Origin of the sequence: Streptomyces sp. NPDC088554 (genome assembly GCF_044752945.1) — a bacterium.
Taxonomy (GTDB): domain Bacteria; phylum Actinomycetota; class Actinomycetes; order Streptomycetales; family Streptomycetaceae; genus Streptomyces.
In genome coordinates this window covers 197308-222653 of record NZ_JBIVMF010000005.1, presented here as the reverse complement: position 1 = coordinate 222653, position 25346 = coordinate 197308, and the positions used below count along the sequence as shown (strand labels likewise).

Below are 25346 nucleotides of genomic sequence, written 5' to 3'. Positions count from 1 at the left end.
CTGAGGGGTTTCCCTGTTGAGGCTTCTCTGCTGAGGGGTTTCTCTGCTGAGGCTTCTCTGCTGAGGGACCATGGTCAGTTCCGCTGGAGCACTGGCATCACCTGCTCCCCGAAGAGCCGGTACGACTCTTCCACGGCTGTGCGATCGGGCCAGTTCCCGGCGAAGAATCCGATGACGTTCGCGACACCTGTGCGCCGGGTCTGGTCGATGAGCTGTTCGGCGACCTCGCGCGCGGTGCCGGCGACGATGTCTTCCACGGGCAGATCGGGCATGAGCTGCCGTGCCGACTCGCTCTGGTCCGCGGCCTCGGCGCTGCTGGACGCCACGAAGACGGAGCGTCGCAGGGCCAGGTCCTGGGCGCGCGGCCGGTGGCCCTTCTGCTCCGCCGCCGCACGGTAGGAGTCGAAGACCTCGGCCATCTCCTCGGTCGTGAGGAAGGCGCTGCACAAACGGTATCCACGCCGGCCCGCCGCGGCGGCGGAGGAAGCGCTGCGCGCCGTTGCCCACGGCCGCAGCGGATCCTGCACCGGACGCGGCACGACGGTGAGCCCGTCGAAGGACCAGAACCGTCCGTGATGGGAGACCGACCGCTCGGAGAGGGCCCGGTCGAGGATGTCGAGCGCCTCTTCGTAGCGAGGGGCTATCTCCTCGGCGGGGATGCCCACCGCCTCGGCCTCGGCGGGGCCGGTGCCCCGGGCCACCCCCAGTTCCGCGCGGCCGTCGCTGATCTGGTCCAGCGTGCCGATGTCCTCCAGGACCCTCCAGGGCTGCCACAGCGGCAGCACCAGACCGAGGAACCCGACGCGCAGCGTGCTGGTGCGAGCGGCGACCGCCGCGGCGAGCATGCCGGGCGTGGGGCACACACGCAACCCGTTGAAGTGGTGCTCGCTGAAGAACACACCGGTAAATCCGAGGGACTCGGCCCGCACCGCGCATTCCAGCCGCCACGCGTATTCGTCGGCGCACTGGCGCGCGTCGAACTTGAGCGGATCCGCCTCCAGAGAGATGTTGGTCTGCTCAAAGGTCCAGGCGTTGATCACCGTTTCACTCCGCCTCGGGTACGGACAGCAGGAAGGCCCAGGTGGCCGGTACCCCGAACGGTACGCAGCGCTCCAGCGTGAACCCGGCGTCCGCGAACGCCCGCAGATACGTTTCCTTCGTACGCAGTGGCACCCCCATCACCGCGTGCACCAACTCGAATTCCAGGTTGAAGATGGGAAGCGGTCCGCTGTGGTCGTCCCAGTCCTGGAGCGCGGTGTCGGCGAAGAGGAAGGACCTGGCGTCGGGGAAGGCCGCGCGCAGCGTACGCAGGACGGCCGCGTGGTCGTCGTCGGTGGCGAACAGGTCGTGCAGCATCAGGAAACCCGTGACGAGGTCGACCCCCGGGAAGGTACGGGTACTGAGCGTGTCGAGCACGTTCTCGTGGACGATGTCCACCCGGTCGGCCAGCCCGGCCGCACCGACCCGGTCGGTGGCCAGCTCGCAGGCGGCCCGGCTGATGTCGATGCCGATGCCGCGACGCTGCCCGTCGGCCGTGCACAGGCGGATCAGCCGGGTGGCGTCACCACAGCCGATGTCGGCCATCGTGCCGAAGTCGATGCCCGCCAGGATCTCGGCTTCCGCCTTCTGCATGAGGGCGCGGTCCGCCTCGCCGGCACCGATGGCGACCATGCCCTCGTCACGGCGGACCTCCTGGCCGTAGGTCAGTTCGCGCGTCGCCAGACCGTGCAGGTTCGCCAGCAGGCTTCCGTAGCCGCCCACTCCCCAGACGAAGAGGCCGGCCTGTTCCACCAGCGCGCGTCCGGTGTCGGTGAGCGCCACGGTGGCGTCACCCAGCCGGACGTAGCCCAACAGGGCCATGACCCGGAGCAGCGCACGCATCCGGTCCTCGCTCACGCCGCCCCGCCGGGCGAGGCCGGACACGTCCACAGGCTGATCGCCGAGAGCCGACCAGATGCCCAGACGATGGAGCGCGAAGACCACCTGGGCCCCCGTATAACCGTTGAAGAGGGCCGCGGGCTCCACCGGCTCCAGAGTGGGGGTCGGGCGCAACCAGTGAGGTATGAGGTCGGCGGCCGAACTGTCCGGGACTTCCACGGACTCGCCGCGAGAATCCGTCGCGGTCGCGGTTGCCGGCTCCGTCTCCGTGCCGCCGAGGACGTGGGCGAGCGCGTCGGCAAAGCGTTCCATGTCCGCCGGGACGCCCACGGTGACCCGTATCCACCCGGCACGGCCGAAGGGCGCCAGGTCCCGTACCAGAATCCGGTGGTCGTTCGCCAGGCGTCGGGCGGTGGCGGTGCTGTCCGGGCCCGCCTCCACCATGACGAAGTTGGCGGCGGAGGGAAGGTGGCGGATGCCCCGCTCGCCGAGGAGACCGCAGAGCAAGTCACGGGCCTCGCCCGTCCGCCGACGGACGGACGGCAGGAAGTCCTTCTCGGCCAGCAGCATGGGTACCGCGATCTGTGCCGGCCGGTTGATGTGAAACGGCATGGACTGCCGCGCCCGCCAGAGGCGGCCGACCAGATCCTCCGGGCCGACCGCGTATCCCACACGTAAAGACGCCAGCCCCCACGCCTTGGAGAAGGTACGCAGGACAAGGACGCACCGGCCGGTCACCGCGGCCTCCAGGGCGGAAGCCTTCTCGTCGGCGACGAAGTCCATGTACGCCTCGTCCACGACCAGGACGGTCCCGTGCTCGTCCGCGGCGGTCAGGCAGCGGGCGAGATCACCCCTGTCGAGCAGGGCACCGGTGGGATTGTGCGGATTACAGAGAAACACCAGCTCTACGCCCGCCTCGCAGGCCGCGACGACGGCGTCCGCGGTTCCGCTGCCGTCCTCACCGGCGGGGAGTTCCTGCGGTTCGATGCCCGCGGCGGTGCAAGCCAGCCGGTAGCCGGGGAACGTACTGGCCGGAACCGCGACCCCGCCCCCACGGGCGAAAGCGGACACGACCAGGTGGATCAACTCGTCCACGCCGTTGCCGACGGCGATCTGTTCCGGGGCGCACCGGATGTACTCGGCGACAGCGCGCCGCACCTGGGACGACTCGGCTGCCGGATAGCGCGAGCAGTTCTCGCGAGCCTCTTCGGCAAGACGCTGAGCAATGTGGCCAGGCAGCCTGTAGGGAGACTCGTTCTGGTGCAGCCGCAACATGTCGTCCGTCACCTCGGTGCCGATGCCGCCCCCCGCGTAATCGACCCCTGCCAGCTCGAAAAGACCAGTGTAATCGCGCACATTGACTCCTCTTATGGACCTGGGAGGGGAACCTAGGCGGGAGGTCGAGTTTTACGCAAGTAAAGCTTCCACCCGCAAATTTTTACGTTACCCATTTCAAGCCACAGCATCCCGCTTTTTTGGCCAAAACACGGCACCTGCGGTTCAATTCCAACCTCCGGTGCTAGATTCCGGGCATGTCTTCAAACGATCCAGGAGAGCACTTCCGGGGCGACATATTGGTTACCTCCAGAAGCTTCGGTGAATACAAAGAAAACTTTGCACTAATAGAGAGCGACCTAAGATCCGGGAAAATACTTGACTGCCCTGGTGGGGCCAGTGATTTCGGGGCCGGCGTCCGAGAGCTGGGCGGATCCGCCGTGAGCGTCGATCCGCAATACGGGATGAGTCCGCTGGAGTTCGACGGGCTGATCAGACGAGAAGAGTCACGCATCAGCGAGTGGGTGCACAGCCAGCCGGCCCGCTTCGGCCTGGACTCCGGCGCCCGGTGGCCCCTCGAAGGGCAGTGGCGCGCGGCCTCCGACAGGTTCCTCGCCGATTATCGCCGCTCCCGCACCGCCGGGTCGGGCCACTACGTACCCGCCGCGCTGCCCTCGCTGCCCTTCCCGGATCGGGAATTCACCCTGGTGCTGTCGGGCTTTCTGCTCTTTTCCTACGCCGAACGGTTCGACTTCGCCTTCCACCTGGAAGGCGTCCGGGAACTCCTCCGCGTATGCCGGGGCCAGGTCCGCATCCACCCGCTCAACGAATCCTCCGGCCGCCCTTATCCGTACCTGGAAAAACTTCTCGGCATCCTCGCCGATGAAGGTGTCGGCAGCCAGGTCGTCAACGTTTCTTCATCGATCGACGCAGGGGACAAGGAAACCCTGATACTGACCCCGTAAAGGGACTGGAGTTATTCACTTGGAAGCACGGCGGCGCCGGGGCGATAAGCCGTTCACGGTTTACTAGAACGCAAGCCGGGCAAGGGCCGCCCCGAGAGCGCGCCAAGCACTCGGGAGCACCGGCATCATGCCGCCGAACATCAAGTCACGCGAGGCAACCTCTAAGCCTTGATCGGTGCGGCCGCCCTGGCGGCCTGTTCGACCGTCGCGCAGTAAGCCGCACAGGCTTCCTCGTCGATCTGCTTCTCGTGTTCGGCGCGCACCCCGGTCCGGCCGTCGAGGCCCTCGCGCAGGATATCGGCGTGCCCGGCATGCCGGATGGACTCGCCGAGGACATGGACCATGACGGCGAACAGGTTCGTGTTGAGATAAGGCTCCGGCCACCACGGCACGTGGCCGGGGGCGTCGAGGGGAAGCTCGTTGATCGTCGCGTCCGAGTGTTCCCACGTGCGCCGGTAGAACCCGATGACCTGATCGCGGGTCTCGTCCTCGGTCGCCCACAGATCGCCGCCGTCGGAGTCCTGCCACCGGGGCAGCGGTTCCGGGGAAGGGCGGTCGAAGACCTCGCCGAAGTACCGGGCTTCGACGGTGGCCACGTGTTTGACCAGGCCGAGGAGGTTGGTCCCGGTCGCTGTCAAAGGGCGGCGGGCGTCGTATTCGGACAAACCGTCGAGTTTCCAGAGCAGCGCCTCGCGGTCCCGCCGCAGTCTCCCGTGCAGGGTGCCTTTCGCCAATTCATCGATCATGCGGCACGAGCCTGCCATGAGCTGCTCGTGGCCTCAAGATCCCGTACGTGGTCCGCAACGACTGGCAGAGCCGAGGTCTGGCCATGGCCGCCGCCCCGACCTGCCCCAAGAAGCTCGCGAAACCTGCCACGCGAGACAACCTCCGTCACCGCGTACTGCAACGGCATGCAGAAGTGCCCAAACTGGGTGAATGAGTGATGTGGTGAACGACGACGAGCCGAGATCGAAGACCTTCAGGTGGAAGTAGCCGACCTCCTCCTGCGGATAAGGGTCCCTGGCGGGCAGTAGATTGCCATCACGTTCACGGCAACGACACTCCGTGGTGCCCTCGTTTAGCCCCTCCCCCTCGTCCACCCGTCTGCCCCAGCGCTACGTGCGGAGGGCGTCGAGGAACGTACGCCAGGGGGCCGGGGCGAAGACAACGGCGGCGCGGGACCGGTCCTTCGTGTCGCGGACGGCTTGGCAGCCGGTGGGCGACTGGGTGTGCTCCACGCAGTTGTTGTTGCTACCGCTGTGAGTGCTCTTGCGCCAGAGCGCACCATCGAGGGCCTCAAAGGTCACGATCCACTGTCCTTGATGAGATCTCGGATGTATTTCTCGGACTCGGACGGTGACAGGGCTGCGGCGGTGAACTCTGCCCACACGCGCATATACACCTGAACGTCCGCCCGCTGCTCCATCAACGTACCACCCGTGGTGTGCTCCAACCATGTGATGTCAATGGACCGTTCACCCCGCAATGAGTGGATGGTGAACGGCGTGTACTGCTCAGCGAGGACCGCCGCGTCGATGGGCAGGATCTGAATGTTGGTGTTGGGGCGGTCCCCCCATCTCCAGTTCCGCTGTCAGACCCAGCAGGTAAGTTAGAACTTGATCACGGCTTACCCGGGCCACGGGGGTCTGCTGGGAAGCCGGGTCGGGAGGAGACCACCGTGACCACACGGTCCACTGCTGCGGAAATGGGATGCTCGTACCAGCTCACGGGACATAATCCTGAGGCTGCCGTAAAGAGGTTGAAAAAGTTGACTAGCCGGGAGCTACAGGTACTCCTGTTGCTCGAAACGGGGCTGGGCAACCGTGAACTAGCCCAGGAATTGGGCATCACCGGACGCACCGTGAAGGCGCACATCGCGAATATCGTGGCCAAGGCTGACCTACAGACACGGACACAGGCTGCGATCGTCGCTGCTCTCGCCCACGGAGTGTTGTGTTCAGATGAGACATGCATACGCCACCCGCGAAACCGTGTATAGAGGCAGGACAGCGTCGGCCACCTGACGGCCCGGCGCATCCGTTCCGTCTCAAGAGCTGATGGCCTGCCGAACAGGGCCGGCAGGCCATCAACCTTGTGCCCGACGCGTAGCCCTTGCGACCGTCTCGGGCCGACGCCCTCAAGGGGTTTTCTTCGGCGCTGTCTACTTAAACTTTCCGGAGTCCCCTGTCAGGTCGGCCAGCTTGCAAGCGGCCTGGCCTATCAGGCAATACTCGCTCTCGTACTTTCGGGTGTAGACGTTGGTGACCTTGCCGCCGTTGTAGAAGTAGATGTGGTGGTTCGGCATGAGGCGATGGTTGCCGGAACGTATCTCCCAGTTCCCGGACGAGGTGATGTGCATCTGGAGGGCGCCGTCAATCGCACCCTTGATAGAGCCAAGGCCCTTGCAGAAGGGGTTGGAAGCGTGCACGACCATACGGACATCGATGTAGTTCCCCCCTGACCCGAGCTTCTTGGCGCTCATGCCCTTGTCACTCGCCTTCTTGGTGTCGATGAGTTTGTGGTCCGACTTGCGGTACACGTGGCTGGCCTGGACACTCTTGCCCTCCTTCAAGGACTTGTTCTTCCAGGTGATGACCGCGTTCAGCGAAGTGCGGTAGCGGGAGTCCTTCCAGTCGAACTTCGAGTGGTTGTCCCCTCCGAACTGGTACTTCGACCCGTAGTCACAGCCAGCAGACGGTGCATTGATGTACTTCTGCGGGATAAAGCTCGTCCAGGTCAGGGTGGTGGTGGACGCCCGCGCTGCGGCGTCGGCCCTTGACACTGCGCTCTTGCGCATCGCAAAGAGCTCTGACTCACCCCTGGTGGACGCTGCCGGGACAGTGACCTGCATGCCCCAAGTGCGGGCTCCCTCATGGTTCTTCTTGAGCTGAGGAATGATCCGGTAGCTGTAGGTGATTCCGCGCATCACGCCGGTATCGTGAAAGCTGGTGACGCCCGGAGGCAGGTCCGCGATGGGCTTGTCGTTGCGGACGACCGCATACTGGGCGTCCGCAGCGTAGGGCTTCCACGAGATGTCGACGAAGCCAGGGGTGGCCGCGCTGATAATGCCCTTGTCTGCCATCGAACTATCCACGACTGCGGTCTGTCCAGTGGACGCCGTGCGGACACTGAACCCCTGGGCCTTCAGGCTCCTGCCCGCCGCACTGCCGGCATCGAGCCCGGTGACGTCCCGGTACGTGTCCGTGGCGAGACCAAACGACGCTTTCGGCTCGGCACTGCCCCCCGTAGGCGCGCTGAAAGCACTGGTGGTGGTCGCAGCGATCAACGCGGCAGGAAGTGCCACGATAGCCGCCGCACGCGATATGGGCCGGTAGATGTGCAAATTTGCCCCCGTTTAACCGATTGACCCTTTCCCCGCGATTGGCGCGGGCAGCACGGACTTTAACCTGACTTGACGGGTGCGCGACATTGTCCAAATGGTCAACATGCCCGGACTGCGACCACTCCCGCCCCCGCCAGGCAATCCCCCCCGAGAGGCGACAACGTCACCGCCTGACGCCGGAACCCGCACGCGAATCCATTGGGCGCATATGGTAAAAAATAGACATTTACCAATGCTGTGCTCCCTAAGGCAACCGACAGGCACCCGCTCCCGAACCGCGCAACCCAGTCCTCGTAGTATGGATTCAGGCAAAAGATCCTTCACCTCTCCCCTGGAGCGTGCATGTCCCCGGCGAAGCGCCTGCATCTCCCGCTGCTTCTCTCTGTCGCCATACCTCCGTGGCTGCTCGCCGCCCTGCTCACCTTGGGAGTGGACCTACTGGCCAGCGGCGCGGACACCGCGAAGCGAAACTTCGAATCGCTCTTTCTGACCCCTCAAGCGCTCGTACCTGCCCTTGTGCTGATCGGCTCTTTCGGCGTGATCGCGGCGTTCAGGCGCCGGGAGCGGCTGCGAGCCGACCAATGGGCAGGCGCCGGCCTGGCGTTCGCATTGCTGGCGCTCTTCCTCAACATGGCCGTCAGCGCCGCCTGGGGCGGAACCGGTGCCGCGCTGCTGTGGATCTGGTCGATCTTCTCCGGATACACCCTGTTCGTGTTCCTCTTCGGTGGATACGCATGGCGGAAGACCTTCAGCCAGGACCGACCAGCTGAGACCTCATGCACAGCGCCAACGACACTCGGCACATAACGCCACCAACCGAGTACGGGACAGAGTCGAAACGACACGCCCTCTGCGGAACCACCGACTTGACCTGAACGTCAAAGCCATGACTGAGAGAATTGGGCGAGCCATCGTCGCTGCTGCGCTGGCTACCGGGGTACTCACGAGCTGCGCCACAGTTGGTGGAGACGAAAGGGCTGTCCGGGCGGCACCAACCGGCCGGACGATTCCCTTCGACCTCTATACGCATTGCGGAATCGATGAGGCCCGTGTCGGCTCGACCTACTTCGAGGCGACAACCCCGCTCTCCGATGGTTCAGGAAACCCGCCCGAGGGATGGGACAACCCCACCCAGCGCGGCACGATGACCCTGAAGTCCGAGAGCGAAGCCGTCTTCACCGACGACGCCGGACATGAGGTCTCCTTCCGTGCCCGGCCGGGTGCGAACGCCCTCAAGCGTCTCTGCTCGTAGTGCTCCCACCGGATAGCGGCACGCCGACGCGCCTCCTCACGCCGTCCTGGCAAGGAGACCGAGTCCGTTTCACCCTCGTGATACGCACCACCCGACGGCAAGTAGGGCCGGGCCCCGGCCCTACTGTGCTTGCTCGTCCTGTCCAGACCCACGCCCACCACGGCGACGCATAACACTGTGTTCACCATGCCGGGTGAACTCACCAGGCGCGCGCGGCAGTTCCCCTAATCCGCGCGGAGGGCGTCGAGGAACGTACGCCAGGGGGCCGGGGCGAAGACAACGGCGGCGCGGGACCGGTCCTTCGTGTCGCGGACGGCTTGGCAGCCGGTGGGCGACTGGGTGTGCTCCACGCAGCCGTTGTCGCTACCGCTGTATGTGCTCTTGCGCCAGAGCGCGCCGTCGAACTCATCAGAGTTCATTCACCCACCTGCTCAGTTCGCGAGGAGGACGCCCGAGCGGACAGCGTCCACGAATGTCTGCCAGGACGCCGGCTCGAAGACTGCGGCGCCACGCTCGCGGTCCTTCGTGTCACGGACCGCCTGGCGGCCGGTACGCAACCGGCCGCGCTCGACGCAGGCGTTATCGCTGCCGCTGTAGGTGCTCTTGTGCCAGAGCGCGCCGTTGAGGGCGTCAAAGGTCACGATTCACTGTCCTTGAGACGGTCACGGATGTAATGCTGGGACTCCGTTGGCGAAAGAGCCACGGCGGTGAACTCGTGCCACACCTGTCGATACCGCTGAACATCAGCCCACTGTTCCAACAACGTACCACCGACCGTGTGCTCCAACCATGTGACCTCCAAGGCCGGTTCACCTCCCAGCGAGTGGATGATGAACGGCGTGTACTGCTCGGCCGGGATAGACGCGTTGATCGGCAGAACCTGGATGCTGACGTTGGACCGATCACCCATCTCCAGCAGGTGCTCAAGCTGCTCCCGGATCAGCGCCGGCGGGCCGCCGATGCGGTGAAGGACTGACGCTTCGACGATCACACGCAGCCTGAAGTCCAGCTGAGATTCCAGGAGTTCCTTCCGCTTCATCCGCATGTCAATCATCCGAGTGACCTTCTCCACTGGGTGGCGCGCCTCGAAGATCCGCCGCATGTACGCCTCGGTCTGAAGCAGCCCGGAAATCACAGCCGGGGTGTACTCCTGAATCAGCTGCGAGTCCGCCTCCAGCGTCAGGTAGTCCCGGAGCGTGTCGTGCAGCAACGGGCCCTGGCTGCTCCACCAGTCGACCTTGTGGATCTCCCGGGCCAACCGCCTGATGTTCGCGATGTACGCCTCGTCATCGATCCCGTAGAACTCCATCAGAACCGTCAAGTCCAGCGGCCTTATGCCCCGCTTGCCGTTCTCGATCTGCGAGATCTTCGGCTGACCACACTGCAACTTGTCGGCGATGTCCTGCACTTTGTACCCCCTCTCGACACGGAGTCGCTTCAGCTCGTTGCCGAGCCGCCTGCTGCGCATCGTGGGCATATCCCTCTGAGCCATGCCCACATGGTGGCGCGCCCGGCGCTGGGCGCAACCCCCAGTAGACATGATTCACCCCCAAGAGCTAAGGCCATTAGGAATACTTGCCTAAGCGATTCCCTTTCCTGCACCATCACTCCGTAACACGGCGCACCGACCCGGTGACTCGCCGTCGTCTACCGCGCTGCCCACTCGGCAGCAGCCCAGGAGGAGCCATGGCGAGCGTGGCCGGGATCGAACGGGAACTGAGACTCAACCTCACCGTGCAGCCTGCGGAGTTGAGCCGGGTCCGGCGTGACCTGGTGGAACGGCTGGACAGTTGGGGGTACGAGGCGGTGCGGGACGATGCCGTGCTCGTCGTCACAGAGCTGCTGAGCAACGTCCACCGGCACGCCGGCGGGCGGTGTGGGCTTCGGGTCACGCCTGCCGGGTCGCGGTTGCTCATCACCGTCAGTGACCTCGTGACGGCCGTGCCCGCGCGGCGGGAGGTGTCCGGTACGGCCGAGGAGGGGCGGGGGCTGCTGCTGGTCGACGCGTTGACCGAGCACTGGGAGACCGTGCTCACCGCGACCGGCAAGGACATCCGGTGCTCGATCCGTCTACCAGCACCAGCGTCGACGCCCGTACCCGTGCCAACGCCCGCACCCGCGCCCGTACCCGCACCACCCCCGAGGAGTTGACCCGTGGCCGTCGACGCGCGCGCCATCTTCAAGGAGCTGAACGGTTATCTCGTCGCGCACCCCGACGAGACCGCCGCGCTCATGCCGCTCTTCGACTCGATGCTCGACCACGCGCAGACAGGACTCTGTGCCCACGACGGCCGCTGTCCGGTGATCCGGGCCGGTGCCGTCCTCGTCAACGAGCGGGGGCTGGCGCTCGCCCTGCGGCGGGACGGCCACGGAGCGGCGGGCGGCGGCTGGGGGTTCGCCGAGGGGGATCCCGAGGCCGCCGACCTCTCCCTCCGGGACACCGCCGCCCGCGTACTCCAGGAGTCGTCCGGGGTCCACGATCTGTGGCCCGCCGCCGGTACGGAGAGCCCGGTGCTGGTCGACATCTCGTCCGCCGCGGCCGGGGGCGTATCGCGGCCGCGGTACGGGTTCCGGTATCTCTTCCGCGTACGTACGGGGGTGCTGCTGCGCACCCTGACCGAGCTGGGGCACGCACGCTGGATATCACTGGACGGCATCGGATCGCCGCTGCTCAGCGCGCGGTTGAAGGACCGGCTGGGGGGATCGGTGTGAGCCCGAACGTCCAGCAGTTGGGGTACGTCATCGCCGTGCTGGCCATCGGGGGCGCGCTCGCCCTCGCCGCCTGGCGCGGGTGAAACACTCCGGATACCGACTGCTACTCCACGAACAGGCCCCGTTCGCCCGCCCGCGTGTCGAACTCCTCCAGCCTCGCCTGCGCGTCCGGCAGCGCGTCGCACATCGCCTCCAGCAGCACCCGGCCCAGCAGCATCGGGCCGCAGGCCGTGTCGAAGGCGAGGCCCGTGCCGACCGCGGCCGGGATCAGGAGGTCGCTGTGCCCGGCGACCGGGGCGAACGCCGAGTCCGCGACCGTCACCACCGTCAGCCCGGCGGAGCGCGCGTAGGCCAGCGTGTCCACGACCTCCTTCGGGTGGCGGGGCAGCGCGAAGCAGAGGAGGGCGGTCGCGCCGGACCGTACCGCCGTGTCGATGCGGTCGGTGAGCATCGTGCCGCCCTCGTCGAGGAGGCGTACGTCCGGGTGGACCTTGGCCGCGAAGTACGCGAAGCCGCGCGCCTGGGAGGAGGCGGCGCGCAGGCCGAGGACGGGCAGCGGGCGGGAGGCGGCGAGGATACGGCCCGCGCGTTCGACAGGTTCCGGGTCGGCGAGCAGTTCGACGAGCTGGCGCAGGTTCTCCATCTCGCCCTGGACGGCCTGCTGGTACTCGTTGTACGCGGAGATCCTGCTCGGCTCCCCGACCGGCGCGACCTCGCGCAGATGGCGGCGGAGCGCCGGGTAGCCGTCGTAGCCGAGCGCGACCGCGAAGCGGGTGACGGAGGGCTGGCTGACCCCGGCCAGCTCGGCCAGTTCGACGCTGGACAGGAACGGCGCGTCGGAGGCGCGGCGGACCATGCTGTGCGCGATACGGCGTTGGGTGGGGGTCAGCCGGTGCCCCTCGAAGAGCTGCTGGAGCCGGGTAGCAGGGCTGTCACTCACGCGTTCCCCCGTGGCGGTGTGTCGTCGGACGTATCAGTATCGGTATCGGTATCGGTCGGTGCCGGTATCGGTATGGGTATCGGTCGGTGCCGGTATCGGCATCGGTGCTGGTGCCGGTGCCGGTATCAGTGTCGGTGGGCCGACGGATCGGTCTCGTCCGGGTCCATGATCAGTTCCGCGGCGGCCAGTTCGGTGAAACGGTCGAGCAGCGTCGCCGCCGCTGTCACATCATCGGTCAGTGGCCGGTCCGCGATCTCCTCTTCCAGTACGGACTCCGCCAGTTCGAAGGCCAGGCCCACCGGAAGGTCCGGTTCCGGACGGAGCCCGCGCTGACGCAACGCCCGTACGGCGGCGACGAGTTCGCAGCCGACGACCAGCCGGTACGCGCCGCCCACCCGCAGGGTCTGGCGGGCGGCCAGCGAGGCGAAGCTCGCCTGTTCCTCGACGCCCCGGGAGAGGACGGCATGGCCGAGGGAGGCCGGGGCGGCGTAGGCGCGCAGATCGCCGAGGGCCGCGGCGGACGCGTACTCCAGGATCATCACGCCGGAGCTGGCGGGCTCGCCGTCGGCGAGGAAGGGGCGGAGCCGGGTGAAGCCGGGTTCGTTCAGGGCGGAGAGGCGGGAGGTGGAGAGGCGGGCGGTCTGGACGAGGGAGAGCCTGAAGTGGTCGAGCGCCAGCGCGACCTGGGCGAGGTAGAAACCGCCGTGGTGGTAGGCGGCGGGGATCGGGTCCGCTTCCGTACCGGGGAAGATCAGCGGGTTCTCGGCGGCGGCGTTGATCTCGACGGTGAGCGCGTTCTCCAGCGCGTCGGCGGCGTCGCGCGCCGGGCCGTGTATCTGCGGGACGCAGCGGAAGCCGTACGGGTCCTGGATCCGGCCGAGCGGCGGGGCGGGCCGCTCCGCCGCGCCGAGGATGTGGCGCATGCGGGCGGCGACGGCGTACGAGCCGGGGTGCGGGCGGGCGGCGTGGACGGGCTGGGCGTACGCCTCGAACGAGCCGTCGACGGCCAGCAGGGAGAGCGCGGCGACGAGTTCGGTGGCGGCGAGGAGCCCGCGCAGTTCGTGGAGGGCGAGGGAGGACTGTCCGAGGGTGAGGGCGTTGCTGCTGATCAGGGCGAGCGCGTCGTTGTTGTCGAGGCGCTGCGGTTCGGGGGCGGGGCCGCCCTGCCAGGGGTGTTCGCCGACGAGGGCGAGGCCCATCTGGGCGAGGGCCGCGATGTCGCCCGTACCGACCGAGCCGAATTCGTGCACGACGGGGTGGGCGCCGGTCTCCAGGGCTTCGCAGAGCGCGGTGACGACGGAGGGGCGCAGGCCGGCGCCGCCCGCGAGGAGCTGGTTGGCCCGGACGGCGAGCATGGCGCGGACCTCGCGGGCGGGCAGCGGCCGGCCGATGGCGCCGGCGTGGCTGCGCAGCAGGCGCAGGCCGTGGTCGGCGGCGGCCTCGGTGGGGACGGCTTCGCCGCGGTTGGCGCCGACGCCGGTGGAGCGTCCGTAGACGCGGCCGGAGGCGGCCAGCTCGCGGGCGACGTACCAGGTCTGTTCGACACGCTTCATCGCGTCGGTTCCGGGTACGGGACGAGCCGCGCCGTCCGCGAGGCGTACGACGTCGGAGACGGGGAGGCTCTGGCCGTCGAGGACGACGAGAGAGGTGGTCGCGGGCGGGTTGATCCCGTACGACGAGTCCGCCATGTGGGACGACATCATGCGCAAACGCCTCCTTAACGGACAATGTCCGAATGCCGCACCATGCCCCGCGGCCATGCACGGGCTGTCGTAACCATCCGCGACCGGCGATCCACAACCAGCGATGTAACGAGTGATTTACGCCGGGGCATTGACAATCTATTCAGTCAAAGAGAACTCTGCATGACTATATGCAGCCAGGCAAGGGACGCGGGCAAGGGACTCTGATGATCAAATTCGACGCGGTGAACAAACGCTTCCCCAATGGCACGACCGCTGTTCACGACCTCACGCTGGAGATGCCGGAGGGCGGGATCACCGTCCTCGTCGGCTCCTCCGGCTGCGGGAAGACCACCACCCTCCGCATGATCAACCGGATGGTCGACCCGTCCTCGGGCACCATCCACGTCGGCGGGAAGGACGTCCTCGAACAGGACGCCGCCGAGCTGCGGCGGAGCATCGGTTACGTCATCCAGCAGTCCGGCCTCTTCCCCCACCGTACGGTCCTCGACAACATCGCGACCGTGCCGCTGCTGCTGGGCTGGGGCCGCAAGAAGTCCCGGGCGCGCGCCGCCGAGCTGCTGGAGACCGTGGGGCTGACGGCGGAGGCGGGCAAGCGGTATCCGCACCAGCTCTCCGGCGGTCAGCAACAGCGCGTCGGGGTGGCCAGGGCACTGGCCGCGGACCCGCCGGTGCTGCTGATGGACGAGCCGTTCGGCGCGGTCGACCCGGTGGTCCGTACCCAGCTCCAGGACGAGCTGATCCGGCTCCAGCGGGAGCTGGCCAAGACGATCGTCTTCGTCACGCACGACATCGACGAGGCGGTACGGCTCGGCGACCGCATCGCGGTCTTCCGGACCGGCGGCCACCTCGTGCAGTGCGCCCCGCCCGCCGAGCTGCTGGCCGCCCCGGCGGACGACTTCGTCGCCGACTTCCTGGGCGCGGAGCGCGAGCTGAAGCTGCTGTCGCTGACGAAGCTCGCGGAGGTCCCGCTCCAGCGCGCGACGACGGTACGGGAGGACGAGCAGCCGCCGAAGGGCACCGGGTCGGCGCCGCTGCTCGTGGTCTCCGCGAAGAACGAGCCGCTGGGCTGGCGCGCGCCGGACGCGGCCCCCGGCACCCCGCTCCTGCCCGTACGGCCGCTGCGCGACTCGGACACGCTGCTGGCGGCGCTGAACGAGTCGATCGCCTCCCCGTGGGGGCAGATAGCCCGGGTCGACGCGGACGGGGCCGTCACCGGGGTCGTCCCGCGCGAGGTGATCCATGAGTGGGCGAGCCGCAGCCACCAGGACGCGGCGACCGCCACCCGCGGGACGACGGGTGGGACCGTATGACCATCGACTGGTCGTGGATCTCCGACCACGCGGGCGAGCTGGCCAGCCTCACCGTCTCGCACCTCCAGGCCGCGCTCAGCGCCGTACTGTTCGGCCTGATCGTCTCCCTCCCGCTCGCCGTCCTCGCGCACCGGGTCCGCCCGCTGCGCGGGTTCCTGCTCGGGATCTCCAACATCCTGTTCACGATCCCGTCGATCGCGATCTTCGTCCTGCTGCTGCCCGTCTCCGGGCTGACCAGGACGACCACCGTGATCGGCCTGACGATCTACACCCTGGTCGTGCTGTTGCGGAACACCGTCGAGGGGCTCGACTCCGTCCCCGCGAAGGCGCGCGAGGCGGCCGTCGCGATGGGCACGCGCCCGCTGCGCACGCTCCTCACGGTCGAGCTGCCGCTCGCCCTGCCGGTGATCATGGCGGGCGTACGGATCGCGACGGTCATGTCGATCTCGCTGGTCAGCGTGGCCACGTACATCGGGGACGGCGGCCTCGGCCAGCTCTTCACCGATGGCTTCCAGCGCAACTTCCCCACCCCGGTGGTGGTCGGTGTCGTCCTGACCCTGCTGCTGGCGCTGGTGGCGGACGCGCTGCTGGTGACGGTGCAGTACGTACTGACGCCCTGGACCAGACGGCAGCGGACCACCGGCGGAAAGGCGTAGTCAGTCATGTTCGAACTCTTCAGGAACCTCGGCTCCTGGCTGGTCGCGAGCGAGCAGTGGAGCGGCTCCGACGGCATCGGCCACCGGCTCGCCGAACACCTCCAGTACTCCCTGCTCGCGACCCTGATCGCCGCCGCCATCGCGCTGCCGGTCGGGCTGCTCATCGGGCACACCGGGCGGGGCGCGTTCCTCGCCATCAACCTGGCGTCGTTCGGCCGGGCGCTGCCCACGGTCGGGCTGGTCGTGCTGGTCTTCCTGGCCAGCGGGCTGTCGATGACCCCGGTGTACGTGGCGCTGGTCGCGCTGGCCGTACCGTCCATCGTGACCAATACGTACGCCGGGATGACCGCCGTCGACCCGGAGGTGAAGGACGCGGCACGCGGCCAGGGCATGCGCGCGCACCAGGTCCTCCTCCAGGTCGAGATCCCGCTCGCGCTCCCCCTGATCATGACCGGGCTACGGCTGGCGCTGATCCAGGTGGTGGCGACGGCGACGATCGCCGCGTACGTCAGCTTCGGCGGCCTGGGCCGGTACGTGTTCGACGGCCTGGCCCAGCGCGACCTGGTCCAGGTGCTGGGCGGGGCGGTGCTGGTCGCCGCCGTCGCGATCGTCCTGGACCTGGCCCTGTCGGGACTCCAACGCGTCCTCTTCCGCCACCGCGCGGCCTGACCTCCACCCCCCTCACGGCCCAATTCCTCAGGGAGACCTCATGACCACATCCATGCCCCGCCGGCGGGCCGTGCTCGGCGGGCTGTTCGCCGCCGCTTCCGTCCCCGTACTCTCCGCGTGCAGCAGCGGCATCACCTCCCTGGACAGCCAGAGCAGCGGCGGCGGGGGCGGCGGCTCCAGCAAGGACGGCGTGACCATCGGCACCGCCAACTTCACCGAGAACCAGATCCTCGGCTACCTGTACGCGGCCGTGCTCGGGGCCGCGGGCGTCAAGACGAAGGTCCGCCCCAACCTGGGCACCCGCGAGATCCTCATCCCCGCGCTCAAGGGCGGCGACATCGACCTGCTCCCCGAGTACCAGGGCGCGCTGCTGCACTACCTCGACCCGAAGGCGACCGCCACGGAGGAGGGCGACATGCAGAACGCCCTCGCCATCGCGCTCCCGGCGGGCCTTGAGGTGCTCCCGTACGGCAGGGCGGAGGACTCCGACGCGTTCGTCGTCACGCGCGCGACCGCCGAGAAGTACGGGCTGCGCACGCTCGCCGACCTGAAGAAGCAGAACGGCAAGCTGATCCTCGGGGCGGCACCCGAGGTGAAGAAGCGCATGGTGGGGGTCGTGGGGCTGAAGGAGGTCTACGGGGTCGACTTCAAGGAGTTCAAATCCCTGGACTCGTCGGGCCCGCTGGTAAAGAACGCGCTGAAGAAGGGCGACGTCGACGTCGCCAACCTCTTCACCACGGACACCGACATCATCGCCGAGGGCTGGGTCGTCCTCGCCGACCCCGAGAACCTCATCCCCGGCCAGCACATCGTCCCCCTCATCGCCGACCGCAAGGCCGACTCCCCCGTACGCAAGGCCCTGGCCCGTCTGGGCAACGCGCTCACCACGGCGGATCTGACCGAGCTGAACCGCCAGGTCGACAAGGACAAGAAGGACCCGGAGGACGTCGCGAACGCCTGGGCGGCCTCCCACGGCCTGGCGAAGGCGAAGCGCTAGACGAATCGATCCGAAGGAGCGCCGTCCGCCCGAGGGGCGGCCCGGCAGCGCCCGTACGCGATCACGAAGTGCCCCCGTAGCAGAGCTACGGGGGCACTTCGGCACCACCGCGGGGGGCTTCCGGGGCCCCCGGACAGAGTCCGGAGGAGGTCGGCGGGGTATGCGTGCTGGACGCCGCCGGGCTGGGGGCGCCTCCCGGTCGGGGGCGGCAATTGATTCCTCCGGCATTGAATCGCCTGGTCAGAGCTGTTTGATTCGAGTGGCGATTCGGGTGGCGATTCAACTCCTGCCCCTGTGAGTGTGGTCCTCAGGCCGGTTCACCGCAGTGGTGTCGGCAACGAACACAGCAGGGACGTCATGCGAAACTCAATCCGCTCACGGCGCACGGTCGCTCTCGCGCTCGCGACCGCGGCTCTCGGTACCGCCCTCACCTTCGGCAGCACGGGCGCGGCCATGGCCGCAGGCATCCCGGGGTCGGGCCCCAACCAGCAGAGCAGCTCGGTGACCGGTAGCAGCGCCCACCCTGACGCCCTCCCAGGCGACATGGATGAGGGGCTGGACTTCTGGCAGACCCTGGGCTGGCCGAACTGGCACAACATCGGTACCCGGACGTGGTTCGTCGCCAGTTCGTTCGTGAACCAGAGCACCCACCAGCAGGTCCAGGAAAGCGTCTTCACCGGAGGCCAGTACCAGGACCGGGACGGCTCGCTGCGGGCTTTCATGAACAACGGTGGGGCCGGGCCCTCGTCCGTCGGCTACACGGGGACCTTCCAGGAGTACAACACGACCGTCTACACCACCCAGGCGAACAGCGACGCGCCGCGCCGCGACGCCCGCCGGGTCGTCCGGGCGCTCACCACGGGTGACGTGTGGTGGACGAACGACCACTACAGCACCTTCCACTACATGGGCCGTCCCTGATCGTCCAGCAGGCTGTCCGCGTACGACCTGACACGAGGCGGTCCTCGGAATCATCGAGGACCGCCTCGTCGCTCTGAGCCCGGCGGGTGTCCTGGTCGTGGACCACACCCCCGTCCACGACCAGGACACCCGCCGGACCGCATGAGACCTACCGGGTCCTGGAAGACACCCGCCCGCCGGCCGGGCCCCGAAGAACGATCTCCCGCTTTCGCCGACGCGGCCTCCGCCGAGCCGGGCCGGATCATCGACACCGCGCGCGCAGCCTTCGGGCAGGACCGTCGTCGAGGTGGAGGCCACTGGGTCAATGTTTCAAAAGTGGCCTGTGGTACGGGAGTTGAGATGTAGCGTCGCGGAGTATGAGCAACGACATCAGTATTGAGCGGGCCCCGGGCGCCGATGGCGGCATCAGTATCACCGTCACCGTCTCCCCCACGGTCCTCAGCGCGCTCCAGAAGGACGGCCACTGGACGGAGGCCCTCGACGCGAGCCAGGTCTCGGGCGCGGGACCCGCGCTGGAGAAGTTCGTCATCAATGTGATCTAGGCGGCGGGCCGGGGCCGGTCCGCCCGCCCCCGGCCGTGCCTCGTCCGCGCGGCGCCGGAGCAGGGCCCGTTCGCGGGCGTTGCGGGTCAGGCCCGCCGCGCGTTCGAACTCGGCGCGGGCCTCGGCGGTACGGCCCCGCCGGCCGGCAGATCGCCGCGCACGCTCGCCGGCAGGTGGTACGCCCGCGTGCGGGTTCGGCGGCGAGGGCGTCGGCGAGCGCGAGCCCGGCGGCGGGACCTCGGCCATGGACACGGCGGTAGACGATCTCCAGCACGGAGGCGCTCCGCGCGGCACGCTCCTTCCCGTACGGCACATCGAAGGGCGCGCCCACCTTCGCGAGGCTCCGCTCGGCGCGCACGATGCGCTGGGCGACGGTCACCTCCGCCGGACTCGGCACACGCCGGGGTTTTCCTTCGTTACGCCCGCCGCGAGGGTTCCTGTGTGTACGTCCTTCATGCCCCGCCGGCGGGGCAAGGCGTACGCCTTCTCCGGCCCGGTCCCCGGAGACGCGACCTCGCCACCGCGCACTACGCCACCAAGGCCGAGGTGGAGCTCGGCCGAGCGCTGCCGCTCCCGGCCCCCTACCCGGCCCTGGACACCGCCGTACTGCCGAAGAAGGACCGACTCACTCCCGGCCGAGCGCTTCCGCGTCCCCCGGCGCCCCCAGCGACTCGAAGCGCCAGCGGTGCGGGGCGCGGGCGGTCAGGCGGGTCGGCGGGTCGGGGAGTTCGGGGGCGGCGTCGGGGGCGGCGTCGTACGGGGCGTTCCACCAGGTGATGACCAGGACGCGGTCCTGGGGGGCCCGGAGCAGTTCGGCGCGGAGGGGGGCGGGGGACAGTTCCCGGGACCGGGACCGCGCCCACTCCAGCAGTTCCGCGCCCCGGCCGGGCGCGGCCTTGGCCTCCCACATCAGCGCGAGCCTCATGAGTACAGGTTGCCCTTCACCGGCTCGTGCACGTGGTCGTGAGGGTGCGCGTGGTCGTGTCCGTGCGCCTCGCCCGGTACGTGCGGCTCCGTCACCGGCAGCGACGAGTCCGCCGACAGGCCCCAGTCCGACGCCGGCCGGTTGCGCGCCACCATCTCCGCGCCCAGCGCCGCCACCATCGCGCCGTTGTCCGTGCACAGCCCCGGCCTCGGCACCCGCAGCCGGATGCCCGCGCGTTCGCAGCGCTCCGCCGCCAGCGCGCGCAGCCGGGAGTTGGCCGCGACCCCGCCGCCGATCATCAGGTGGTCCACGCCCTCGTCCTTGCAGGCGCGGACGGCCTTGCGGGTCAGTACGTCGACCACCGCCTCCTGGAAGGAGGCCGCCACGTCCCGTACCGGCACCTCCTCGCCCGCCGCCCGCTTCGCCTCGATCCAGCGGGCCACAGACGTCTTGAGCCCGGAGAAGGAGAAGTCGTACGGCGCGTCGCGCGGCCCGGTCAGACCGCGCGGGAACGCGATGGCGCGCGGGTCGCCCTCCCGCGCCAGCCGGTCGATCACCGGGCCGCCGGGGAAGCCGAGCTGGAGCACCCGGGCGATCTTGTCGAACGCCTCGCCCGCCGCGTCGTCGATCGTCGCGCCCATGGGCCGTACATCGGCCGTGATGTCCGGCGCGAGCAGCAGCGACGAGTGGCCGCCGCTGACCAGCAGCGCCATCGTCGGCTCGGGCAGCGGGCCGTGTTCGAGCTGGTCGACGCAGATGTGGGAGGCCAGGTGGTTCACGCCGTACAGCGGCTTGCCGAGGGCGTACGCGTACGTCTTCGCCGCCGAGACGCCCACCAGCAGCGCGCCGGCCAGCCCGGGGCCGGCCGTCACCGCGATCCCGTCGAGGTCACGGGCGCTGACCCCGGCCTCCTTCAGCGCGCGCTCGATCGTCGGAACCATCGCCTCCAGATGTGCCCGGGACGCGACCTCCGGGACCACCCCGCCGAAGCGCGCGTGCTCGTCGACGCTCGACGCGATGGCGTCGGCCAGCAGGGTCGTCCCCCGGACGATACCGACGCCGGTCTCGTCGCAGGAGGTCTCGATGCCGAGGACGAGGGGTTCGTCAGCCATGGTTCTCAGTTCCTTGGGGGCCGTGTGATCGGTGGGGTCCGCTTCCGGCGGTGTCGCCGCCGCCCTGTACGGACAGCCGCATCACCAGCGCGTCGATGTTGCCCGGCTGGTAGTAGCCGCGCCGGAAGCCGATGGGCTCGAAGCCGAACCGCTCGTACAGCTTCTGCGCCCGGGTGTTGTCGACCCGTACTTCGAGGAGCACCTCGTCGCACTCGAAGGCGGTGGCGTGCTGGAGCAGATCGGTGAGGAGCCGGGCGCCGAGGCCGGTGCCCCACTGGTCGCGGGCGGCGGCGATCGTCTGTACGTCGGCGAGGCCACCGGCCGCCGCGAGTCCGGCGTAGCCGACGATCCGGCGGTCCAGGTCCTGCGCGACCACATAGTGGCGGGTGGCCCTCGGGCCGCGCGCGTGGGCCAGCTCCGACCAGAACATGCCCGGGGACCAGGCGTCCTCGGGGAACAGTTCGCGTTCGAGCGCGAGCACCGGTTCGATGTCCCACCAGCGCATCTCGCGCAGCGCCACGGACGGGGAGGAGGGGGGCGCGGGCGTCACTGCGGGGTGACCACCTTGTAGTTCTTGGGCACCTGCGCGTCGGGCCGGCGCAGATACAGCGGCAGCGGCGGCAGGAAACCTCCGGGGGATCCCTCCGAAGTTCCCCCCGGGGATTCCCCCGAAGGCCCCTCGGGGGAACCCAGCAGCTCCGCCGCCAGCCCCGCCAGCGCCGCCGCCGACTGGTGCTCGGGCCCCCGCGCGTCCGGGAACGCGTCCGGGTAGAGGACCGCCCCCGCGCCGACGACGGGCAGCCCGGCCAGCCGCTCGGCCAGGTCGGCGGGCCGGTCGACGGCAGGTTCGGTCAGGCGGGTACGGGCATCCGCGTACCGCGCCCAGTAGACCTCCTTGCGGCGCGCGTCCGTGGCCACCGCGAACGGCCCGGCCAGCCCGGAGGCGTACGCGAGACCGTCCAGCGTGCAGAGCCCGCGCACCGGGACGCCGAGCGCGGAGCCGAAGGTCAGGGCGGTGACCAGGCCGACGCGCAGCCCTGTGTACGGCCCCGGCCCCACCCCCACGACCACATCCGTCACATCGGCCGGGACGAGCCCGGCCCCGGCGAGGATCCGGTCGACGGCGGGGAGCAGCAGCTCCCCGTGGCGGCGCGCGTCGACCTGACTCTCCGTGGCCAGAACGGAGGTGCCGTCGTGGAGGGCGACGGTGACGGCGGGCGTGGCGGTATCAACAGCGAGCAGAAGCACGCAATCAGCCTACGGCTCCCTGACCCGGGGCACGGCGCCCGGCCCTGCCCGGTACCGGCTGCTACGGTCCCCACGGGGGTTGCACACAAACACACAAAAGGGTGGAGCAAGGTGTCCAGGAACAGCACGGGAATCGCGCTCGGGCTCACCGCGGCAGCCGTCGTCATGGTCAGCGTCCTCGCGTACCAGGCGTCGGCGAACGTGCCCGACACCCTCGCCGCACCCAGTCAGCTGCCGACGAACTCCACCTCCGGCGCCCCCGCGCAGCGGCCCGGCGGCGCGACCGCCCTGCCCCCGGCCTCCGGCACCGGCGCGCGGGTCGTCTACTCGCTGGGCGACCGCCGGGTCTGGCTGGTGGACGAGAAGGGGAAGGCGACCAGGGGCTTCGGGGTCATGCCGAGCACGATCCACCCCGCGCCCGGTATGTACACCGTGACCTCCCGGTCCGGCGCCCTCACCGGCTCGGACGGGGTACGGATCGAACACGTCGTACGGTTCACGAACGTCGACGACGTGGCGATCGGCTTCAGCTCCGCCGTGGACGGCACGCTCTCCACCCCGGACCCGACGCTGAAGACGGGCGGGGTCAGGATGAAGCGCCCGGACGGCGACGCGCTGTGGTCGTTCGCCACGGTCGGCTCGAAGGTCGTCGTCGTCCGATGAGGTCGGACGTACGAGTGTGTACGTACGCCTGAGGCATACGCCTCAGGCCGCGTCGCGCCGTAGCGCCCGCTCCTCGGTCTCTCCCCGCGCTCCCGGCTCGGCGGCGGGCACCGAGGGCCGGCGCGGCGGCGTGGAGACGGCCGCCGCGGCGGCACAGGACGCCAGCAGGTCTTTCATCGGGACGGACGACGGCGACAGGATCCGCGCCATATAGGTGGTGGGCTGCGGACGCGGTGTGCACTCGGGGTCCGGCATGGATGCCTCCTGGGGCTCCGGGGGCAAGCGTGGTTAGGTATACCTAAGCAGCTCTCTACCACCATGTGACCACGCCCGGCACAGCCCGCGCAACATTTTGCCGACGTCTTGTCGGAATGTACGGGAACACCTGACCGTTGTCCGCGCACCCTCGCCCCACCCGTCAGCCGCCCAGCCGCCCCAGCCCGCCGAGATCCACCTCCGACCAGCGGTTCCCGTACCCCGTCAGGGTGACGGTGCGCCGGTCGTCGTACTCCTCGTCGGCGTGCGCGGAGGAACCCGCCACCCGGTCGATGACCACATGCAGCCGGGCGTCCGACAGCTCCTCGACCTTGCCGTCGCCCCACTCCACGACCACCACGGAGTCCGGCAGCGAGACGTCCAGGTCGAGGTCCTCCATCTCGTCCAGCCCCCCGCCGAGCCGGTACGCGTCCACATGGACCAGCGCCGGGCCCGCGCCCAGGGGCGGGTGGACCCGGGCGATCACGAAGGTGGGGGAGGTCACGGCGCCCCGGACGCCGAGGCCCTCGCCGAGGCCGCGGGTGAGGGTGGTCTTGCCCGCGCCGAGTTCGCCGGTGAGCATCACCAGATCGCCGGGGCGCAGCAGGGCGGCCAGCGCGCGGCCCAGCTCCCCCATCCGCTCGGGCGAGTCGGCCGTGATCACCACGGAGGGGACAACAGAGGAGGGGGCGGGGTCAGCTGCCTGGCTGTGCGGTGCTTCCATGCGGCCCAACGTTAGTCTCCGTCGGCACCGCGCCCACCCGCGCCAGCAGGTCCGCGAGCCGGTCCGTGACGGCCTCCGGGTGCTCCAGCATCACCAGATGCCCGGCGTCCGGTACGAGCACCAGCTCCGCGTCCGGCAGCAGGTCCCCGATGGCCTCGCTGTGCGAGCTGGGCGTGATCAGATCGCCCTCCCCCGCCAGTACGAGCACGGGGATGCCCAGGAAGACCGGGAGCGCGCCCGCCTTGTCGTGTTCGGTGAAGGCCGGGTAGAACTCCGCGACGACATCGATCGGGGTCGACTCGATGAGCCGTTCCGCGAACCGTACGACGGCCGGGTCCACGTCCTTCGAGGTGAAGGAGTAGCGCTTGATCAGCCCGGCGAAGACGTCGGCGGTGAGCCGCCGCCCGCGTTCGACCAGCTCGGTCTGCGAGCCGAGCGCCCTGAGCACCCCGGGGAGTACCCGGCGTACGGCGTTCACGCCCGCCGCCGGGAGCCCGTAGCTGACCTCGCCGAGCCTGCCGCTGGACGTACCGACGAAGGCGGCGCCGACGACCCGGTCCCGTATCAGCTCCGGGTACTGGTCGGCGAGGGCCATCATCGTCATCCCGCCCATGGAGTGGCCGACCAGCACCAGCGGCCCCTCGGGCGCCGCCGCGTCGATGACGGCCCTGAGGTCGCGGCCGAGCTGCTCGATGGTGACCGGCACCCCGTCGGGGCCCGACTGGGCGACGCCCCGGGCGGAGCGGCCGTGGCTGCGCTGGTCCCAGTGGACGGTACGGACGAGCCCGCGCAGCGCCGCCCGCTGGAAGTGCCAGGAGTCCTGGTTGAGGCAGTAGCCATGGCTGAAGACGACGGTGACGGGCGCGGGAGCCTTACGGCCGAACAGGCGCCTGCGCCGGGGGGCCGTCCCCGCGGCGGCGCCACCGGCCCCGGTTCCGCTCCCGGTTCCGGCCCCGGTTCCGCTCCCCGGGGCGATGTCGTCGATCTCGTAGTACAGCTCGGTGCCGTCGTCGGCGACGGCCTTGCCCGGGGTGCCGCGCAGCGCGCCGTACGGTCCCGACGAGTCCAGCGCGAGCCGCGCGCGCCTGCGCATGGACCGGCCCACGGTCAGCCGCTCGATCGCGACCCCGGCCGCCGCGCCCGCGGCGATCACACCTATCGCGGCCCCGGCGACCCCTGCCCGGCGCCAGTTGCCCGTGGCCATCGCCTCGGCCGCGTCCGCCGCCGCGCTGCTCTCGCTCACCGTGCGCTCC

The 25346-nt window shown here is 69.2% G+C and carries 30 protein-coding genes and 1 pseudogene; 13 read left to right on the top strand and 18 right to left on the bottom strand.

Annotated elements, in window-relative coordinates:
• Positions 1 to 74 precede the first annotated feature (74 nt).
• Both ACIP8W_RS08500 and ACIP8W_RS08495 read right to left on the bottom strand, forming a co-directional pair.
• Entirely contained in the window at positions 75 to 1040 is a 966-nt protein-coding gene (locus ACIP8W_RS08500) for an LLM class flavin-dependent oxidoreductase (RefSeq protein WP_402149170.1), read from the bottom strand.
• Positions 1041 to 1044: 4 nt separating this feature from the next.
• Positions 1045 to 3234: an aminotransferase class I/II-fold pyridoxal phosphate-dependent enzyme gene (locus tag ACIP8W_RS08495; protein WP_402202401.1), complete on the bottom strand. Its 2190-nt coding sequence runs from the start codon at positions 3232 to 3234 to the stop codon at positions 1045 to 1047.
• Positions 3235 to 3593: 359 nt separating this feature from the next.
• Here ACIP8W_RS08495 and ACIP8W_RS08490 point away from each other — a divergent pair, with 359 nt between their 5' ends.
• A complete protein-coding gene (locus tag ACIP8W_RS08490) occupies positions 3594 to 4118 on the top strand; it encodes a hypothetical protein (protein ID WP_402149168.1) in 525 nt (174 codons plus the stop codon).
• Between the two features lie 161 nt (positions 4119 to 4279).
• Here ACIP8W_RS08490 and ACIP8W_RS08485 read toward each other — a convergent pair whose 3' ends face one another.
• The 3 genes and pseudogenes from ACIP8W_RS08485 to ACIP8W_RS08475 form a co-directional block, all read right to left on the bottom strand.
• Positions 4280 to 4864, bottom strand: a complete 585-nt coding sequence (locus ACIP8W_RS08485; RefSeq protein WP_402149166.1) for a DinB family protein — start codon at positions 4862 to 4864, stop codon at positions 4280 to 4282.
• A gap of 369 nt (positions 4865 to 5233) precedes the next feature.
• Positions 5234 to 5425 (bottom strand): DUF397 domain-containing protein, encoded by a 192-nt coding sequence (locus ACIP8W_RS08480; RefSeq protein WP_402149165.1) that lies wholly within the window; start codon positions 5423 to 5425, stop codon positions 5234 to 5236.
• A pseudogene (locus ACIP8W_RS08475) lies at positions 5422 to 5679 on the bottom strand (Scr1 family TA system antitoxin-like transcriptional regulator); the annotation flags it as partial. The gene ACIP8W_RS08480 and the pseudogene ACIP8W_RS08475, both read right to left, overlap by 4 nt.
• A 144-nt stretch (positions 5680 to 5823) precedes the next feature.
• Between ACIP8W_RS08475 and ACIP8W_RS08470 the strand changes: the two are divergent.
• Positions 5824 to 6117 (top strand): response regulator transcription factor, encoded by a 294-nt coding sequence (locus ACIP8W_RS08470; protein WP_402202462.1) that lies wholly within the window; start codon positions 5824 to 5826, stop codon positions 6115 to 6117.
• A gap of 162 nt (positions 6118 to 6279) precedes the next feature.
• Here the strand turns inward: ACIP8W_RS08470 and ACIP8W_RS08465 are convergent, their stop codons facing one another.
• Positions 6280 to 7422, bottom strand: a complete 1143-nt coding sequence (locus ACIP8W_RS08465) for a hypothetical protein (protein WP_402149163.1) — start codon at positions 7420 to 7422, stop codon at positions 6280 to 6282.
• A gap of 381 nt (positions 7423 to 7803) precedes the next feature.
• Here ACIP8W_RS08465 and ACIP8W_RS08460 point away from each other — a divergent pair, with 381 nt between their 5' ends.
• Both ACIP8W_RS08460 and ACIP8W_RS08455 read left to right on the top strand, forming a co-directional pair.
• Positions 7804 to 8268: a hypothetical protein gene (locus ACIP8W_RS08460; protein WP_402149161.1), complete on the top strand. Its 465-nt coding sequence runs from the start codon at positions 7804 to 7806 to the stop codon at positions 8266 to 8268.
• Between the two features lie 79 nt (positions 8269 to 8347).
• Positions 8348 to 8713 (top strand): hypothetical protein, encoded by a 366-nt coding sequence (locus tag ACIP8W_RS08455; RefSeq protein ID WP_402149159.1) that lies wholly within the window; start codon positions 8348 to 8350, stop codon positions 8711 to 8713.
• Between the two features lie 224 nt (positions 8714 to 8937).
• Here the strand turns inward: ACIP8W_RS08455 and ACIP8W_RS08450 are convergent, their stop codons facing one another.
• The 3 genes from ACIP8W_RS08450 to ACIP8W_RS08440 are packed head-to-tail and all read right to left on the bottom strand — an operon-like array spanning position 8938 to position 10205.
• Positions 8938 to 9132: a DUF397 domain-containing protein gene (locus tag ACIP8W_RS08450; protein ID WP_402149157.1), complete on the bottom strand. Its 195-nt coding sequence runs from the start codon at positions 9130 to 9132 to the stop codon at positions 8938 to 8940.
• Between the two features lie 12 nt (positions 9133 to 9144).
• Positions 9145 to 9354, bottom strand: coding sequence for a DUF397 domain-containing protein (locus tag ACIP8W_RS08445; RefSeq protein ID WP_402202397.1), 210 nt, complete (start codon positions 9352 to 9354; stop codon positions 9145 to 9147).
• Positions 9351 to 10205 (bottom strand): helix-turn-helix domain-containing protein, encoded by an 855-nt coding sequence (locus tag ACIP8W_RS08440; protein WP_402202395.1) that lies wholly within the window; start codon positions 10203 to 10205, stop codon positions 9351 to 9353. Before ACIP8W_RS08440 ends, ACIP8W_RS08445 begins: the two co-directional genes overlap by 4 nt.
• Positions 10206 to 10399: 194 nt before the next feature.
• On the opposite strand from ACIP8W_RS08440, the gene ACIP8W_RS08435 reads away from it, so the two are divergent.
• Together ACIP8W_RS08435 and ACIP8W_RS08430 are read left to right on the top strand one after the other, a co-directional pair.
• Positions 10400 to 10864: an ATP-binding protein gene (locus ACIP8W_RS08435; RefSeq protein ID WP_402202393.1), complete on the top strand. Its 465-nt coding sequence runs from the start codon at positions 10400 to 10402 to the stop codon at positions 10862 to 10864.
• Between the two features lie 3 nt (positions 10865 to 10867).
• Positions 10868 to 11425, top strand: coding sequence for an NUDIX domain-containing protein (locus ACIP8W_RS08430; RefSeq protein ID WP_401951542.1), 558 nt, complete (start codon positions 10868 to 10870; stop codon positions 11423 to 11425).
• 103 nt (positions 11426 to 11528) lie between these two features.
• On the opposite strand, the gene ACIP8W_RS08425 is transcribed toward ACIP8W_RS08430, so the two are convergent.
• Positions 11529 to 12365 (bottom strand): MurR/RpiR family transcriptional regulator, encoded by an 837-nt coding sequence (locus ACIP8W_RS08425; RefSeq protein WP_401951545.1) that lies wholly within the window; start codon positions 12363 to 12365, stop codon positions 11529 to 11531.
• 125 nt (positions 12366 to 12490) lie between these two features.
• Positions 12491 to 14065, bottom strand: a complete 1575-nt coding sequence (locus ACIP8W_RS08420; protein ID WP_401952129.1) for an aromatic amino acid ammonia-lyase — start codon at positions 14063 to 14065, stop codon at positions 12491 to 12493.
• 209 nt (positions 14066 to 14274) lie between these two features.
• On the opposite strand from ACIP8W_RS08420, the gene ACIP8W_RS08415 reads away from it, so the two are divergent.
• The 6 genes from ACIP8W_RS08415 (at position 14275) to ACIP8W_RS08390 (ending at position 19166) form a co-directional block, all read left to right on the top strand.
• A complete protein-coding gene (locus ACIP8W_RS08415) occupies positions 14275 to 15381 on the top strand; it encodes an ABC transporter ATP-binding protein (protein WP_401951547.1) in 1107 nt (368 codons plus the stop codon).
• Complete coding sequence (locus ACIP8W_RS08410) at positions 15378 to 16037, top strand: ABC transporter permease (RefSeq protein WP_401951550.1); 660 nt, start codon at positions 15378 to 15380, stop codon at positions 16035 to 16037. Before ACIP8W_RS08415 ends, ACIP8W_RS08410 begins: the two co-directional genes overlap by 4 nt.
• Positions 16038 to 16043: 6 nt before the next feature.
• Complete coding sequence (locus tag ACIP8W_RS08405; RefSeq protein ID WP_401951552.1) at positions 16044 to 16706, top strand: ABC transporter permease; 663 nt, start codon at positions 16044 to 16046, stop codon at positions 16704 to 16706.
• A gap of 40 nt (positions 16707 to 16746) precedes the next feature.
• Complete coding sequence (locus ACIP8W_RS08400; RefSeq protein ID WP_401951555.1) at positions 16747 to 17703, top strand: ABC transporter substrate-binding protein; 957 nt, start codon at positions 16747 to 16749, stop codon at positions 17701 to 17703.
• Between the two features lie 357 nt (positions 17704 to 18060).
• Positions 18061 to 18624: a ribonuclease domain-containing protein gene (locus ACIP8W_RS08395; RefSeq protein WP_401951558.1), complete on the top strand. Its 564-nt coding sequence runs from the start codon at positions 18061 to 18063 to the stop codon at positions 18622 to 18624.
• Between the two features lie 356 nt (positions 18625 to 18980).
• Entirely contained in the window at positions 18981 to 19166 is a 186-nt protein-coding gene (locus ACIP8W_RS08390; RefSeq protein WP_401951560.1) for a hypothetical protein, read from the top strand.
• A 625-nt stretch (positions 19167 to 19791) separates the two neighbouring features.
• Here ACIP8W_RS08390 and ACIP8W_RS08385 read toward each other — a convergent pair.
• The 4 genes from ACIP8W_RS08385 to tsaB are packed head-to-tail and all read right to left on the bottom strand — an operon-like array spanning position 19792 to position 22451.
• Positions 19792 to 20091 (bottom strand): hypothetical protein, encoded by a 300-nt coding sequence (locus ACIP8W_RS08385; protein WP_401951563.1) that lies wholly within the window; start codon positions 20089 to 20091, stop codon positions 19792 to 19794.
• The gene (tsaD, locus tag ACIP8W_RS08380; RefSeq protein WP_401951566.1) at positions 20088 to 21203 is read right to left on the bottom strand and encodes a tRNA (adenosine(37)-N6)-threonylcarbamoyltransferase complex transferase subunit TsaD; all 1116 of its coding nucleotides are present in this window, start codon (positions 21201 to 21203) and stop codon (positions 20088 to 20090) included. The genes ACIP8W_RS08385 and tsaD overlap by 4 nt, the downstream gene beginning before the upstream one ends.
• The gene (rimI, locus tag ACIP8W_RS08375) at positions 21196 to 21708 is read right to left on the bottom strand and encodes a ribosomal protein S18-alanine N-acetyltransferase (RefSeq protein WP_402202460.1); all 513 of its coding nucleotides are present in this window, start codon (positions 21706 to 21708) and stop codon (positions 21196 to 21198) included. Before rimI ends, tsaD begins: the two co-directional genes overlap by 8 nt.
• 41 nt (positions 21709 to 21749) lie before the next feature.
• Entirely contained in the window at positions 21750 to 22451 is a 702-nt protein-coding gene (gene tsaB / locus ACIP8W_RS08370; protein ID WP_401951569.1) for a tRNA (adenosine(37)-N6)-threonylcarbamoyltransferase complex dimerization subunit type 1 TsaB, read from the bottom strand.
• 111 nt (positions 22452 to 22562) lie between these two features.
• Between tsaB and ACIP8W_RS08365 the strand changes: the two genes are divergently transcribed.
• On the top strand, positions 22563 to 23114 hold the full coding sequence (locus ACIP8W_RS08365; protein WP_402202388.1) for a hypothetical protein: 552 nt from the start codon (positions 22563 to 22565) through the stop codon (positions 23112 to 23114).
• Positions 23115 to 23156: 42 nt separating this feature from the next.
• On the opposite strand, the gene ACIP8W_RS08360 is transcribed toward ACIP8W_RS08365, so the two are convergent.
• The 3 genes from ACIP8W_RS08360 to ACIP8W_RS08350 all read right to left on the bottom strand — a co-directional run bounded on the left by ACIP8W_RS08360 (position 23157) and on the right by ACIP8W_RS08350 (position 25336).
• Positions 23157 to 23369: a hypothetical protein gene (locus ACIP8W_RS08360; RefSeq protein ID WP_402202386.1), complete on the bottom strand. Its 213-nt coding sequence runs from the start codon at positions 23367 to 23369 to the stop codon at positions 23157 to 23159.
• Between the two features lie 163 nt (positions 23370 to 23532).
• Positions 23533 to 24093, bottom strand: coding sequence for a tRNA (adenosine(37)-N6)-threonylcarbamoyltransferase complex ATPase subunit type 1 TsaE (tsaE, locus tag ACIP8W_RS08355; RefSeq protein ID WP_401951578.1), 561 nt, complete (start codon positions 24091 to 24093; stop codon positions 23533 to 23535).
• Positions 24065 to 25336, bottom strand: a complete 1272-nt coding sequence (locus ACIP8W_RS08350) for an alpha/beta fold hydrolase (RefSeq protein WP_401951580.1) — start codon at positions 25334 to 25336, stop codon at positions 24065 to 24067. The genes tsaE and ACIP8W_RS08350 overlap by 29 nt, the downstream gene beginning before the upstream one ends.
• Between the last annotated feature and the right edge of the window lie 10 nt (positions 25337 to 25346).

Bases quoted from the DNA above. Each gene is read 5' to 3' on its own strand.
- ACIP8W_RS08485 (WP_402149166.1), bottom strand. From the start codon at position 4,864: ATGATCGATGAATTGGCGAAAGGCACCCTGCACGGGAGACTGCGGCGG.
- ACIP8W_RS08470 (WP_402202462.1), top strand. From the start codon at position 5,824: ATGGGATGCTCGTACCAGCTCACGGGACATAATCCTGAGGCTGCCGTA.
- ACIP8W_RS08460 (WP_402149161.1), top strand. From the start codon at position 7,804: ATGTCCCCGGCGAAGCGCCTGCATCTCCCGCTGCTTCTCTCTGTCGCC.
- ACIP8W_RS08455 (WP_402149159.1), top strand. From the start codon at position 8,348: ATGACTGAGAGAATTGGGCGAGCCATCGTCGCTGCTGCGCTGGCTACC.
- ACIP8W_RS08450 (WP_402149157.1), bottom strand. From the start codon at position 9,132: ATGAACTCTGATGAGTTCGACGGCGCGCTCTGGCGCAAGAGCACATAC.
- ACIP8W_RS08440 (WP_402202395.1), bottom strand. From the start codon at position 10,205: ATGGCTCAGAGGGATATGCCCACGATGCGCAGCAGGCGGCTCGGCAAC.
- ACIP8W_RS08435 (WP_402202393.1), top strand. From the start codon at position 10,400: ATGGCGAGCGTGGCCGGGATCGAACGGGAACTGAGACTCAACCTCACC.
- ACIP8W_RS08420 (WP_401952129.1), bottom strand. From the start codon at position 14,065: ATGTCGTCCCACATGGCGGACTCGTCGTACGGGATCAACCCGCCCGCG.
- ACIP8W_RS08415 (WP_401951547.1), top strand. From the start codon at position 14,275: ATGATCAAATTCGACGCGGTGAACAAACGCTTCCCCAATGGCACGACC.
- ACIP8W_RS08410 (WP_401951550.1), top strand. From the start codon at position 15,378: ATGACCATCGACTGGTCGTGGATCTCCGACCACGCGGGCGAGCTGGCC.
- ACIP8W_RS08405 (WP_401951552.1), top strand. From the start codon at position 16,044: ATGTTCGAACTCTTCAGGAACCTCGGCTCCTGGCTGGTCGCGAGCGAG.
- ACIP8W_RS08400 (WP_401951555.1), top strand. From the start codon at position 16,747: ATGACCACATCCATGCCCCGCCGGCGGGCCGTGCTCGGCGGGCTGTTC.
- ACIP8W_RS08395 (WP_401951558.1), top strand. From the start codon at position 18,061: ATGCGAAACTCAATCCGCTCACGGCGCACGGTCGCTCTCGCGCTCGCG.
- ACIP8W_RS08390 (WP_401951560.1), top strand. From the start codon at position 18,981: ATGAGCAACGACATCAGTATTGAGCGGGCCCCGGGCGCCGATGGCGGC.
- ACIP8W_RS08385 (WP_401951563.1), bottom strand. From the start codon at position 20,091: ATGAGGCTCGCGCTGATGTGGGAGGCCAAGGCCGCGCCCGGCCGGGGC.
- tsaD (WP_401951566.1), bottom strand. From the start codon at position 21,203: ATGGCTGACGAACCCCTCGTCCTCGGCATCGAGACCTCCTGCGACGAG.
- rimI (WP_402202460.1), bottom strand. From the start codon at position 21,708: ATGCGCTGGTGGGACATCGAACCGGTGCTCGCGCTCGAACGCGAACTG.
- ACIP8W_RS08360 (WP_402202386.1), bottom strand. From the start codon at position 23,369: ATGCCGGACCCCGAGTGCACACCGCGTCCGCAGCCCACCACCTATATG.
- tsaE (WP_401951578.1), bottom strand. From the start codon at position 24,093: ATGGAAGCACCGCACAGCCAGGCAGCTGACCCCGCCCCCTCCTCTGTT.